Consider the following 13,271-nt stretch of genomic DNA (forward strand, 5'->3'; position numbering starts at 1 on the left):
ATTATTTTGTGATGACTTACACACAATCATCGTAAAGCGGTTGTTCTGCCTGGTCTCACAGGATAAAGATGAGGGACCAGGAAACGTGAGGGCAAGTGATGAAAAACATAGTTTTATGCTGTGCTGCCGGAATGTCCACCAGCATGCTGGTTCAACGAATGAAAGACGCAGCGCTAAAGAAAGGCGTAGAGGTCTCTATCAAGGCGGTGCCGGTTGCTGAGTTTAAAGACAATATCGCTACGGCAGATATTGTGCTGCTGGGGCCGCAGGTGAAATATGAACAAGCAAAACTGCAGGCACAGGCCGACCCGTTGGGTAAAAAGGTTGCCGTCATCGACATGATGGACTATGGCATGATGAAGGGTGATGTCGTACTCGAAAAAGCCCTTAAGATGATGGAGTAAGCCGTGGAAGATTTAGAAACCACTATCATGGAATTGCTGGTCAACGCGGGTGCGGCACGTAGTGCTGCTCTGACGGCGCTGCAAATGGCACGTAAAGGTGACTTTAGCGAAGCCGAAAAAGCGATGGAAGAGTCGCGTGAATACGTGAAGCATGCACACACGATCCAGACACAGCTCATTGGTCTTGATGAAGGTACTGGAAAGCTACCGGTGAACCTGATTACCGTTCACTCACAGGATCACCTGATGAACGCGATGGTCATTCAGGATCTGGCGGGCGACATGATTGAACTGTATCGCCGGTTACCGCTCGCTAACTGATAACAACAATACTCAGTCATATAGCAATATGCCCGGTTACCCGGGCATATTTGTTTTTAGCAGCCATAAAAAAACCCGCCGAAGCGGGTTTTTTAGTCTGGACTCTGTTAACGATTAATCGTTATCAGAACCACCCAGGCCTGCGTTCAGCAGTTCTGCCAGGCTGGCAGACGCATCTTCAGCAGTTACCTGCGGTGCAGCCGGGAGTTCACCCGCAGCACGGCGGCGCATACGATCCTGGTGGTACGCATAACCGGTACCCGCCGGGATCAGACGACCCACGATAACGTTCTCTTTCAGGCCGCGCAGTTCGTCACGTTTACCCGCAACAGCTGCTTCGGTCAGAACACGAGTCGTTTCCTGGAACGATGCCGCAGAAATGAAGGACTCGGTTGCCAGAGACGCTTTGGTGATACCCAGCAGGTCGCGTGCGAAGGTCGCCGCCACTTTGCCATTCGCTTCCAGATCGCGGTTAGCAATCTTCACGCGAGAGTATTCAACCTGCTCACCTTCGAGGAAGTCAGAGCTTCCGGCGCTTTCGATGGTTGCTTTACGCAGCATCTGACGAACGATAACTTCGATGTGCTTATCGTTAATCTTAACGCCCTGCAGACGGTAAACGTCCTGCACTTCGTTGGTGATATAGCGGGTTACCGCATGAACGCCACGCAGACGCAGAATGTCGTGCGGCGCTTCCGGACCGTCGGAAACCACGTCACCACGTTCTACACGCTCGCCTTCAAACACGTTGAGCTGACGCCATTTCGGAATCATCTCTTCGTACGGATCGCTACCGTCTAACGGGGTGATAACCAGACGACGCTTCCCTTTGGTTTCTTTACCGAAGGAAATGATACCGCTGATTTCAGCCAGGATTGCCGGCTCTTTCGGACGACGTGCTTCGAACAGGTCGGCAACGCGCGGCAGACCACCGGTGATGTCCTTGGTACCGCCGGATTCCTGCGGAACACGGGCCAGGGTGTCACCAGAGCTGATCTGTACGCCATCTTCCAGCTGAACAATCGCTTTACCCGGCAGGAAGTACTGAGCCGGCATGTCGGTGCCCGGGATCAGAACGTCGTTACCGTTCGCATCAACGATTTTCAGTGCCGGACGCAGATCTTTACCACCAGCGGTACGTTCTGCAGAATCCAGAACGACCAGCGAGGACAGACCGGTCAGCTCGTCGGTCTGACGAGTAATGGTCTGGCCGTCGATCATGTCAGTGAAGCGGATGAAACCACTCACTTCGGTGATAACTGGCATGGTATGCGGATCCCAGTTTGCTACGGTTTCGCCGCCAGCAACCTGTTCGCCATCACCCTTCGCCATAACAGAGCCGTAAGGCACTTTATAGCTTTCTTTGGTACGACCGAATTCGTCGATCAGTTTCAGCTCGGTATTACGGGAAGTAATAACCAGCTTACCGCTGGAGTTCACAACCGACTTCGCGTTGCTCAGACGGATGCTACCTTTGTTTTTCACCTGGATGCTGGATTCAGCAGCCGCACGAGATGCCGCACCACCGATGTGGAACGTACGCATCGTCAGCTGTGTACCCGGCTCACCGATGGACTGTGCCGCGATAACGCCGATAGCTTCACCTTTGTTGATGATGTGGCCACGCGCCAGGTCACGACCATAGCAGTGCGCACATACACCAAAGTCGGTGTCACAGGATACGACGGAACGTACTTTCACGGAGTCAACAGAGTTCGCTTCCAGCAGATCACACCAGTGCTCGTGCAGCAGTGTGTTACGCGGAACCAGAATATCTGCGGTACCCGGCTTCAGAACGTCTTCAGCGGTCACACGACCCAGAACGCGATCGCGCAGCGGCTCTTTAACGTCACCACCCTCGATAACCGGGGTCATGGTGATGCCTTCCAGCGTGCCACAATCGTCTTCAGTAACAACCAGATCCTGCGCGACGTCTACCAGACGACGAGTCAGATAACCGGAGTTCGCTGTTTTCAGTGCGGTATCCGCCAGACCTTTACGAGCACCGTGGGTTGAGATGAAGTACTGGAGTACGTTCAGACCTTCACGGAAGTTCGCGGTGATTGGCGTTTCGATGATGGAACCATCTGGCTTAGCCATCAGGCCACGCATACCAGCCAGCTGACGAATCTGTGCTGCAGAACCACGCGCACCGGAGTCGGCCATCATGTAGATGCTGTTGAAGGAAACCTGCTGCTCTTCTTTACCTTCACGGTTGATAACCGTTTCGGTCTGCAGGTTGTCCATCATCGCCTTGGATACACGATCGTTCGCCGCTGCCCAGATATCGATAACTTTGTTGTAACGTTCGCCCGCGGTGACCAGACCAGACTGGAACTGCTCCTGGATCTCGGCAACTTCGGCTTCAGCTTCAGAGATGATCTCGTGTTTCTTCTCTGGGATGACCATGTCATCGATACCAACGGATGCACCTGAACGCGCTGCATAAGCAAAGCCGGTGTACATGGTCTGGTCAGCGAAGATTACGGTCGGCTTCAGGCCCAGAATGCGGTAACAGGTGTTCAGCATTTTGGAGATAGCTTTCTTGCCCAGCGCCTGGTTGACGATGGAGAAAGGCAGACCTTTCGGTACGATCATCCACAGAATAGAACGACCTACGGTCGTGTCTTTCAGGCTGGTTTTCGCAACGAATTCGCCGTTTTCATCTTTTTCATATTCGGTGATACGCACTTTAACGCGCGCATGCAGAGAGGCCAGGCCAGCGCGATAAATACGCTCAGCTTCTTTCGGGCCAGTCAGCACCATGCCTTCGCCTTTGGCGTTAACACAGTCACGGGTCATGTAGTACAGACCCAGTACAACGTCCTGAGACGGAACGATGATTGGTTCGCCGTTCGCCGGGGACAGGATGTTGTTGGTAGACATCATCAGCGCACGCGCTTCGAGCTGGGCTTCCAGCGTCAGCGGTACGTGAACAGCCATCTGGTCACCATCGAAGTCGGCGTTATATGCCGCACAAACCAGCGGGTGCAGCTGGATTGCTTTACCTTCGATCAGAACCGGTTCAAACGCCTGGATACCCAAACGGTGCAGGGTTGGTGCACGGTTCAGCAGTACCGGGTGTTCGCGGATAACTTCGTCCAGGATATCCCAAACGACAGCTTCTTCGCGCTCAACCATTTTCTTAGCGGCTTTGATGGTGGTGGCGAGGCCACGCAGTTCCAGCTTGCCGTAGATGAACGGTTTGAACAGTTCCAGTGCCATTTTCTTCGGCAGACCGCACTGATGCAGACGCAGGTATGGACCTACGGTGATTACAGAACGACCGGAGTAGTCAACACGCTTACCGAGCAGGTTCTGACGGAAACGACCCTGCTTACCTTTGATCATATCGGCCAAAGATTTCAGCGGACGCTTGTTAGAACCGGTGATCGCACGACCGCGACGACCGTTATCCAGCAGGGCATCTACCGCTTCCTGCAGCATACGTTTTTCGTTGCGTACGATGATATCTGGCGCAGCCAGATCCAGCAGACGCTTCAGACGGTTGTTACGGTTGATAACGCGACGATACAGATCGTTCAGATCTGACGTTGCGAAACGACCACCATCCAGCGGAACCAGCGGACGCAGATCTGGCGGCAGAACCGGCAGAACGGTCAGGATCATCCACTCCGGCTTATTGCCAGACTGTACGAACGCTTCCAGCAGCTTGATGCGCTTGGTCAGCTTTTTACGCTTGGTTTCGGAGTTGGTTTCGTTCAGCTCTTCGCGCAGAGTTTCACACTCTTGCTCCAGATCCATGCTCTTCAGCAGGGCCTGGATAGCTTCCGCACCCATCTTCGCATCGAATTCGTCACCGAACTCTTCCAGCGCGTCCAGATACTGCTCTTCAGTCAGGATCTGGTTGCGTTCCAGGTTGGTCATACCGCCTTCGATAACCACATAGGATTCGAAGTACAGTACGCGTTCGATATCACGCAGCGGCATATCGAGCAGCAGACCGATACGGGACGGCAGCGATTTCAGGAACCAGATGTGCGCAGTCGGAGAGGCAAGCTCAATGTGGCCCATGCGCTCACGACGCACTTTAGTCTGGGTCACTTCAACGCCGCACTTCTCACAGATCACGCCACGGTGTTTCAGGCGCTTGTACTTACCGCACAGGCACTCGTAGTCTTTTACTGGCCCGAAGATACGAGCACAGAACAGACCGTCACGCTCTGGTTTGAACGTACGGTAGTTAATGGTTTCCGGCTTTTTAACTTCACCGAAAGACCATGAACGGATCATGTCTGGCGAAGCCAGAGCAATTTTGATCGCATCAAACTCTTCGGTTTTAGTTTGCGCTTTCAGAAACTTTAATAAGTCTTTCACGGATTTGCTCCCGTCGGAGTTAGCACACTCTGCTGCCGGGGGTTAACCCGACAGCAGTGACCTGTTTGAGCGAGAATTACTCGTCTTCCAGTTCGATGTTGATACCCAGCGAACGAATCTCTTTCAACAGTACGTTGAAGGATTCTGGCATGCCCGGCTCCATCTGATGGTTGCCGTCCACGATGTTTTTATACATCTTGGTACGACCGTTCACGTCATCAGACTTAACGGTGAGCATTTCCTGCAGGGTATAGGCGGCGCCGTAAGCTTCCAGCGCCCACACTTCCATCTCCCCGAAGCGCTGACCACCGAACTGAGCCTTACCACCCAGCGGCTGCTGAGTAACCAGGCTGTAAGAACCGGTGGAACGCGCATGCATCTTGTCATCAACCAGGTGGTTCAGTTTCAGCATGTACATATAGCCAACGGTAACCTGGCGCTCGAACTGCTCACCGGTACGGCCGTCGAACAGCGTGATCTGACCGGAAGTCGGCAGGCCACCCAGCTGTAACAGTTCCTTGATTTCAGACTCTTTCGCACCGTCGAATACCGGCGTTGCGATCGGCATGCCTTTGCGCAGGTTTTCTGCCAGACGCAGAACTTCGTCATCGCTGAAGGTGCTCAGGTCGACTTTCTGGCGAACGTCAGTGCCCAGATCGTACGCACGCTGGATGAACTCGCGCAGTTTCGCGACTTCTTGCTGCTGTTTCAGCATGGCGTTGATCTTCTCGCCGATACCTTTAGCAGCCATACCCAGGTGAGTTTCAAGGATCTGACCAATGTTCATACGAGACGGTACGCCCAGCGGGTTCAGTACGATATCTACCGGAGTACCGTTAGCATCGTGCGGCATATCTTCGATCGGGTTGATCTTAGAGATAACACCCTTGTTACCGTGACGACCCGCCATCTTATCACCAGGCTGGATCTGACGTTTAACGGCCAGATATACTTTAACAATCTTCAGCACGCCCGGTGCCAGATCGTCGCCCTGAGTGATTTTGCGGCGTTTCGCTTCGAGTTTCTTCTCGAACTCGTGTTTCAGTTCGTCATACTGCTCAGCCAGTTGTTCCAGCTGATTTTGTTTCTCTTCGTCGGTCAGACCCAGTTCCAGCCAGCGATCGCGCGGCAGTTTGTCGAGCTTCTCAGCTTCAACGCCACCGGAGATCAGCACAGCACGGATACGGCTAAACAGGCCAGCTTCGAGGATCTGCAGTTCTTCAGACAGGTCTTTCTTAGCCTGTTTGAGCTGCATTTCTTCGATTTCCAGCGCACGTTTGTCTTTTTCCACGCCATCGCGGGTAAAGACCTGAACGTCGATAACGGTACCAGATACGCCGTTCGGTACGCGCAGAGAAGAGTCTTTAACGTCAGACGCTTTCTCACCGAAGATAGCACGCAGCAGTTTCTCTTCCGGGGTCAGCTGGGTTTCACCTTTCGGCGTTACCTTACCAACCAGGATGTCACCGCCGGTGACTTCTGCACCGATGTAAACGATACCGGATTCATCCAGTTTGGAGAGCGCAGCTTCACCCACGTTCGGGATATCAGCGGTGATCTCTTCTGGCCCCAGCTTGGTGTCACGAGACACACATGCCAGTTCCTGGATGTGAATAGTAGTGAAGCGATCTTCCTGAACCACACGCTCGGAGACGAGGATGGAGTCTTCGAAGTTGTAACCGTTCCACGGCATGAACGCTACGCGCATGTTCTGGCCGAGAGCCAGTTCACCGAGGTCGGTGGACGGACCGTCTGCCAGCACGTCGCCGCGCTCAACCGGCTCACCCAGAGAGACACACGGCATCTGGTTGATGCAGGTGTTCTGGTTAGAACGGGTGTATTTGGTCAGGTTGTAGATGTCGATACCAGCTTCGCCCGGGTACATCTCGTCTTCGTTAACTTTGATAACGATACGGGAAGCATCCACGTACTGAACCAGACCGCCACGTTTAGCAACTGCAGTAACACCGGAGTCAACGGCAACAGCACGTTCCATACCGGTACCAACCAGCGGCTTATCAGCGCGCAGAGTCGGAACCGCCTGACGTTGCATGTTCGCACCCATCAATGCACGGTTGGCGTCATCGTGTTCCAGGAACGGGATCAGGGACGCACCGACGGATACCACCTGCTGGGTGGATACGTCCATGTAGTCAACCTGGTCACGGCTGAACAAGCTGGATTCGCCTTTGCTACGGCAGGTAACCAGATCTTCTTCAAAGTGGCCTTCGTCATCCAGGTTGGAGTTCGCCTGAGCGATAACGTAGTTGCCTTCTTCAATAGCAGACAGGTAATGAATTTCGTCGGTTACAACACCGTCGGTCACTTTACGATACGGAGTCTCAAGGAAGCCGTATTCGTTAGTCTGTGCGTACACGGACAAGGAGTTGATCAGACCGATGTTCGGACCTTCAGGCGTTTCGATAGGACATACGCGACCGTAGTGAGTCGGGTGTACGTCTCGAACTTCGAAGCCTGCACGTTCACGGGTCAGACCGCCTGGGCCGAGTGCAGAGATACGACGCTTGTGCGTGATCTCAGACAGCGGGTTGTTCTGGTCCATAAACTGAGACAGCTGGCTGGAACCGAAGAACTCTTTCACTGCTGCAGAAATCGGCTTGGCGTTGATCATATCCTGTGGCATCAGGGTATCCAGATCGCCCAGAGACAGACGCTCTTTCACCGCACGCTCTACACGCACCAGGCCAACGCGGAACTGGTTTTCCGCCATTTCGCCAACGGAACGGATACGACGGTTGCCGAGGTGGTCGATATCGTCCACTTCGCCTTTACCGTTACGGATATCGATGAGCTTCTTCATCACTTCGATGATGTCTTCTTTGCTCAGGATACCGGAACCTTCGATTTCGTCGCGCAGCAGAGAACGGTTGAACTTCATACGACCAACCGCAGACAGATCGTAGCGGTCTTCAGAGAAGAACAGGTTCTCGAACAGGCTTTCAGCTGCTTCACGAGTCGGCGGCTCACCCGGGCGCATCATGCGGTAGATTTCTACCAGCGCGCTCAGACGATCGTTGGTTGGGTCGACGCGTACAGTCTCAGAGATGTACGGACCATGGTCCAGATCGTTAGTGAACAGCGTTTCGATACGCTTGTGGCCAGACTGGCTCAGCTTAGCCAGCAGATCCAGGCTCAGCTCCATGTTAGCCGGGCAGATCAGCTCGCCAGTTGATTCGTCAACGTAGTCTTTAGCTGCAACTTTGCCAGCAATGTATTCAACCGGAACTTCGATATGTTTGATATCGTCTTTTTCCAGCTGGCGGATGTGGCGCGCAGTAATACGGCGGCCTTTTTCCACATACACTTTGCCGTCAGCTTCGATGTCAAAGGAAGCGGTTTCGCCACGCAGGCGTTCCGGTACCAGTTCCATCTGCAGCTTGTTGTCGCGAATTTCGAAGACCACTTTTTCGAAGAACAGATCAAGAATCTGCTCGGTGGTGAAATTCAGCGCACGCAGAATGATGGTCGCAGGCAGTTTACGACGACGGTCGATACGAACGAACAGGTTGTCTTTCGGATCGAACTCGAAGTCCAGCCAGGAACCACGGTAAGGGATGATACGCGCGTTATACAGCACTTTACCGGAGGAGTGGGTCTTACCTTTGTCACTGTCAAAGAAGACGCCAGGGCTACGGTGCAGCTGAGAAACGATAACACGCTCAGTACCGTTGATAACAAAGGTACCGTTGTCAGTCATGAGCGGAATTTCACCCATGTAGACTTCTTGTTCTTTAATGTCTTTTACGGTGCCTTCCGGCGCTTCGCGCTCGTAGATCACCAGGCGCAGTTTCACGCGCAGCGGGGCGGAGTAGGTCACGCCACGGATCTGACATTCCTGAACGTCAAATACCGGTTCGCCAAGGCGGTAGCTGACGTACTGCAGCTCGGAATTACCGCTATAGCTTGCGATAGGGAATACGGAGCGGAAAGCCGCTTCCAGGCCGTACTGCCCTTCAGGATCTTGCTCGATAAACTTCTGGAACGAGTCAAGCTGGATAGAAAGGAGATAAGGTATGTCCAGAACTTGTGGACGTTTACCAAAATCCTTACGAATACGTTTTTTCTCGGTATAGGAGTAAACCATAGGGTTCCTCAGCTCGCTGACAAGTCGACGCATCTGTCCACCAGAGGGACAGTTTGTGCAACACTATTTTGTTGACCGGAAAATGGATTACTTTCCGCAATACCTGTTGCTATCACGCTTAAACCATTTCATTGCGATTTACACAGAGCGAGCACCCTGTCGCAGTATATTAAGACGTCGATAGAAACAAGCATTGTCAGGACAGCCAGCAGTCAAACAGTGTGAAACGCTACTGGCGCCTTACAGCGCAAAAAGGCTGGTGACCAAAAAGTCACCAGCCATCAGCCTAATTTCTCAGGCTGCAACCGGAAGGGTTGGCTTATTTAACTTCAACTTCAGCGCCAGCTTCTTCCAGAGATTTTTTCAGTGCTTCAGCGTCATCTTTGCTCACGCCTTCTTTCAGAGCGGCCGGAGCAGATTCTACCAGGTCTTTAGCTTCTTTCAGACCCAGGCCAGTTGCGCCACGTACTGCTTTGATAACAGCAACTTTGTTAGCGCCAGCAGCTTTCAGAATTACGTCGAATTCAGTTTTTTCTTCAGCAGCTTCAGCCGGGCCAGCAGCTACAGCTACAGCAGCAGCAGCGGAAACACCGAATTTTTCTTCCATTGCAGAGATCAGTTCTACAACGTCCATTACGGACATAGCTGCAACTGCTTCAATGATTTGATCTTTAGTGATAGACATTTAAATTGTTCCTGAAAATCAGAATAAAGTTTATATGTAAGCCAATGCTTTAAAAGAATAACTGCGATTAAGCAGCTTCTTTTGCATCGCGTACAGCAGCCAGAGTGCGAACCAGTTTGCCAGCCGAAGCTTCTTTCATGGTTGCCATCAGGCGTGCAATTGCTTCTTCGTAGGTCGGCAGGGTTGCCAGGCGATCGATTTGCGATGCCGGGATCAACTCACCTTCAAAGGCTGCAGCTTTGACCTCAAATTTTGCATTCGCTTTCGCGAACTCTTTGAACAGACGAGCAGCAGCGCCCGGGTGTTCCATAGAGTATGCAATCAGGGTCGGACCAACAAACGTGTCTTTCAGGCACTCGAACTGAGTACCTTCAACAACGCGGCGCAGCAGGGTGTTACGAACAACACGCATGTAAACGCCAGCTTCACGACCTGCTTTACGCAGTTCAGTCATTTTATCTACAGTAACGCCACGGGAATCCGCAACTACTGCAGACAGCGCGCCTTTGGCTACTTCGCTGACTTCAGCAACAATCGCTTGTTTGTCTTGAAGATTTAAAGCCATTAGCTTTGCTCCTGGATGTTTGCCAGGGCTCATGCCCTGGAACTCACTTCACTCTCCCCAACGAGAAGAGCGTCTTAATACGGTGAGCAGAAACAAGCCAGAGTATTCAAAAATAATCTTAGCGTTCTGTCACCGTCTACGCAGGGGATTAAGTCTCTTGCGAGACACCTGCGGTCTTCGACGGAGGCCTGGATTAGGCCAGGCTCCAACGAACAAATCTTTTAGCCGCTAACTTTCGTTAGCAAACGTGGGGGTAAGATTGTAGACAAAATCACCGCCCACGTAAAGGCATTAGTTTGCAGCAGTGCTCAGGCCAGCCTGGTCAACTGCAACGCCCGCACCCATAGTGGTGGAGAGGCTAACTTTCTTGATGTACACGCCTTTCGCCTGAGTCGGTTTTGCTTTTTTCAGCGCAACCAGCAGAGATTCCAGGTTTTCTTTCAGTTTGTCAGCGTCAAAGTCCACTTTACCGATGGTGGTGTGGATGATGCCGTTTTTGTCGTTACGATAACGAACCTGACCTGCTTTAGCGTTCTTAACCGCTTCAGCAACGTTAGGAGTTACGGTACCAACTTTCGGGTTTGGCATCAGGCCACGCGGACCCAGAACCTGGCCCAGCTGGCCAACAACGCGCATTGCATCCGGGGAAGCAATAACAACGTCAAAGTTCATTTCGCCTTTCTTGATCTGGTCAGCCAGATCTTCCATACCTACCAGCTCAGCGCCAGCTGCTTTTGCAGCTTCAGCGTTCGGGCCCTGGGCAAATACGGCAACGCGAACAGAACGGCCAGTACCGTGCGGCAGTACAGTTGCACCACGTACGTTCTGGTCAGATTTACGAGCATCGATACCGAGGTTAACGGCAACGTCTACGCTTTCAACGAACTTAGCGGTAGCCAGTTCTTTCAGCAGAGAGATAGCTTCGTTGATGTCGTACTGTTTGGTCGCATCAACTTTGTCACGGATCACGCGCATACGCTTGGTCAGTTTAGCCATTTCTTAATCCTCCACTACCAGGCCCATGGAACGTGCAGTACCTTCGATTGAGCGAGTCATCGCTTCAATGTCGGAACCAGTCATGTCGGCAGCTTTGGTCTGCGCGATTTCCTGCACCTGAGCGCGGGAAACTTTACCTACTTTGTCTTTGTTCGGCTTACCGGAACCAGACTTGATGCCTGCCGCTTTTTTCAGCAGAACTGCTGCCGGCGGAGTCTTGGTAACGAAAGTGAAAGAACGGTCAGCGTAAACGGTGATAACAACCGGAATCGGCAGACCTTTTTCGATGGAATCAGTTTTCGCGTTGAACGCTTTGCAGAATTCCATGATGTTAACGCCCTGCTGACCCAGAGCCGGACCTACTGGCGGACTCGGGTTAGCCATACCAGCTGCAACCTGCAGCTTGACATAGGCTTGTACTTTCTTAGCCATTTAAATTTCCTCGTTTGGGTATAGCGCCTCGATAAAGGCTTCCCGTGTTTAAAATCGATCGTTTTACGGGCACTAGCCCATAAAAACAAAAGGCGCGAAATTGTATTCCAATTTCACGCCTTGTGCAACGATTGATCGCTGCTTATTTACGCTTTTTCGACCTGGCTAAAGTCCAGTTCTACCGGGGTCGCACGACCGAAGATAGAAACAGAAACCTTCAGGCGGGACTTCTCGTAGTCCACCTCTTCCACCACGCCGTTGAAGTCAGCGAACGGACCATCGCTAACACGAACCATTTCACCCGGCTCAAACAGCGTTTTCGGACGCGGCTTATCACCCACCTGCTGCAGGCGGTTCATAATCGCATCGACTTCTTTGTCGCTGATCGGCGCAGGACGGTCAGACGTACCACCGATGAAGCCCATTACGCGCGGAACGCTACGCACCAGGTGCCAGCTTGCGTCGTTCATCACCATCTGAACGAGCACGTAACCCGGGAAGAATTTGCGCTCGCTTTTGCGACGCTGGCCACCACGGATTTCGACCACTTCTTCGGTCGGCACCATGACTTCACCAAACAACTCTTCCATATTGTGTAATTTGATATGCTCGCGCAGCGAAGTCGCTACACGGCCTTCAAAACCGGAAAACGCCTGAACGACGTACCAGCGCTTTTTAGGAGCTTCAGACATCTCAGAACCTCAGGCCAGTGATAAAGGATACCAGGCGAACCAGAATACCATCCAGTCCCCACAGGATCAGTGACATTACCGCAGTGACCGCAGCAACGATCAGCGTAGTGTGCAGCGTTTCCTGACGAGTCGGCCAAATCACCTTACGAACTTCGGTTCTCGCTTCACGAGCGAAGGCTACGGTTGCCTTGCCTTTCGTCGTCAACAGCGCGACACCACCCGCTGCAGCAATCAAAATGACAACTGCTAACGCACGCAGCGGCAGCATCATGTCACGATAGAGGTAGTTGCCCACGATAGCTACGAGCAGCAGTACGGCAACAACTACCCACTTCATCGCTTCCAGGCCGCGCCCGCTCCCTTGAGCTTCGGTATTCGCACTCATAAACCAACCTGTCACAAGAATTCGACAAACATCTTCGCCCCGCATAAATGCGAGGCAACCAAACCGAAAAGCTCTGTGGCGTTTCGGACTAAACGCCCCCTTCAGAGCCTGTCTCAGCAATGATTATGACAAAAAAAATCACTGATGAGCCAGGTTCTGGATCGAAAGCGTACAAAAAGGGCATCAAATGATGCCCTTTTAATGCGCATTGCGTCAAATGTTATCAGCGATTAACCGAGAACTTTAGCTACAACGCCTGCGCCTACAGTACGGCCGCCTTCACGGATTGCGAAACGCAGACCGTCGTCCATCGCGATCGGGTGGATCAGGGTAACAACCATTTTGATG

Annotated in this window: 11 protein-coding genes; 2 read left to right on the forward strand and 9 right to left on the reverse strand. The window is 52.5% G+C overall.

Translation table 11 applies throughout. The features are described from left to right. Window positions 1-98 precede the first annotated feature (98 nt). Together GYRE_RS03070 and GYRE_RS03075 are read left to right on the forward strand one after the other, a co-directional pair. A complete protein-coding gene (locus GYRE_RS03070) occupies window positions 99-404 on the forward strand; it encodes a PTS sugar transporter subunit IIB (RefSeq protein WP_038252911.1) in 306 nt (101 codons plus the stop codon). 3 nt (window positions 405-407) lie between these two features. Beyond that, window positions 408-725, forward strand: a complete 318-nt coding sequence (locus GYRE_RS03075) for a PTS lactose/cellobiose transporter subunit IIA (protein WP_038252915.1) — start codon at window positions 408-410, stop codon at window positions 723-725. A gap of 114 nt (window positions 726-839) precedes the next feature. Here GYRE_RS03075 and rpoC read toward each other — a convergent pair whose 3' ends face one another. From rpoC to GYRE_RS23410, 9 genes are all read right to left on the reverse strand, one after another. After that, window positions 840-5,063 (reverse strand): DNA-directed RNA polymerase subunit beta', encoded by a 4,224-nt coding sequence (gene rpoC, locus GYRE_RS03080; protein ID WP_006816553.1) that lies wholly within the window; start codon window positions 5,061-5,063, stop codon window positions 840-842. A 76-nt stretch (window positions 5,064-5,139) separates the two neighbouring features. Then, on the reverse strand, window positions 5,140-9,168 hold the full coding sequence (gene rpoB, locus GYRE_RS03085; protein WP_038252918.1) for a DNA-directed RNA polymerase subunit beta: 4,029 nt from the start codon (window positions 9,166-9,168) through the stop codon (window positions 5,140-5,142). 319 nt (window positions 9,169-9,487) lie between these two features. Further along, the gene (rplL, locus tag GYRE_RS03090; RefSeq protein WP_006176746.1) at window positions 9,488-9,853 is read right to left on the reverse strand and encodes a 50S ribosomal protein L7/L12; all 366 of its coding nucleotides are present in this window, start codon (window positions 9,851-9,853) and stop codon (window positions 9,488-9,490) included. 67 nt (window positions 9,854-9,920) lie between these two features. After that, window positions 9,921-10,418 (reverse strand): 50S ribosomal protein L10, encoded by a 498-nt coding sequence (gene rplJ, locus GYRE_RS03095; RefSeq protein ID WP_001207203.1) that lies wholly within the window; start codon window positions 10,416-10,418, stop codon window positions 9,921-9,923. Between the two features lie 291 nt (window positions 10,419-10,709). Continuing rightward, complete coding sequence (gene rplA / locus GYRE_RS03100; protein ID WP_006816551.1) at window positions 10,710-11,414, reverse strand: 50S ribosomal protein L1; 705 nt, start codon at window positions 11,412-11,414, stop codon at window positions 10,710-10,712. Window positions 11,415-11,417: 3 nt separating this feature from the next. Continuing rightward, window positions 11,418-11,846 (reverse strand): 50S ribosomal protein L11, encoded by a 429-nt coding sequence (gene rplK, locus GYRE_RS03105; protein WP_006816550.1) that lies wholly within the window; start codon window positions 11,844-11,846, stop codon window positions 11,418-11,420. 146 nt (window positions 11,847-11,992) lie between these two features. Further along, complete coding sequence (gene nusG / locus GYRE_RS03110) at window positions 11,993-12,538, reverse strand: transcription termination/antitermination protein NusG (RefSeq protein WP_006816549.1); 546 nt, start codon at window positions 12,536-12,538, stop codon at window positions 11,993-11,995. A 1-nt stretch (window position 12,539) separates the two neighbouring features. After that, window positions 12,540-12,923 carry a preprotein translocase subunit SecE gene (gene secE, locus GYRE_RS03115; protein ID WP_003033128.1) on the reverse strand — a complete coding sequence of 128 codons (384 nt, stop codon included), beginning with the start codon at window positions 12,921-12,923 and terminating at the stop codon, window positions 12,540-12,542. Between the two features lie 230 nt (window positions 12,924-13,153). Next, window positions 13,154-13,271 (reverse strand): EF-Tu C-terminal domain-related protein (locus tag GYRE_RS23410; RefSeq protein WP_000531011.1); only part of this gene is annotated, 118 nt, incomplete at its 5' end.

This window comes from Yokenella regensburgei ATCC 49455 (assembly GCF_000735455.1).
Taxonomy (GTDB): domain Bacteria; phylum Pseudomonadota; class Gammaproteobacteria; order Enterobacterales; family Enterobacteriaceae; genus Yokenella; species Yokenella regensburgei.

Excerpts from the sequence above, each read along its gene's own strand:
- rplK (WP_006816550.1), bottom strand. The coding sequence starts at position 11,846 with ATGGCTAAGAAAGTACAAGCCTATGTCAAGCTGCAGGTTGCAGCTGGT.
- nusG (WP_006816549.1), bottom strand. The coding sequence starts at position 12,538 with ATGTCTGAAGCTCCTAAAAAGCGCTGGTACGTCGTTCAGGCGTTTTCC.
- secE (WP_003033128.1), bottom strand. The coding sequence starts at position 12,923 with ATGAGTGCGAATACCGAAGCTCAAGGGAGCGGGCGCGGCCTGGAAGCG.
- rpoB (WP_038252918.1), bottom strand. The coding sequence starts at position 9,168 with ATGGTTTACTCCTATACCGAGAAAAAACGTATTCGTAAGGATTTTGGT.
- rplL (WP_006176746.1), bottom strand. The coding sequence starts at position 9,853 with ATGTCTATCACTAAAGATCAAATCATTGAAGCAGTTGCAGCTATGTCC.
- GYRE_RS03070 (WP_038252911.1), top strand. The coding sequence starts at position 99 with ATGAAAAACATAGTTTTATGCTGTGCTGCCGGAATGTCCACCAGCATG.
- rplA (WP_006816551.1), bottom strand. The coding sequence starts at position 11,414 with ATGGCTAAACTGACCAAGCGTATGCGCGTGATCCGTGACAAAGTTGAT.
- rplJ (WP_001207203.1), bottom strand. The coding sequence starts at position 10,418 with ATGGCTTTAAATCTTCAAGACAAACAAGCGATTGTTGCTGAAGTCAGC.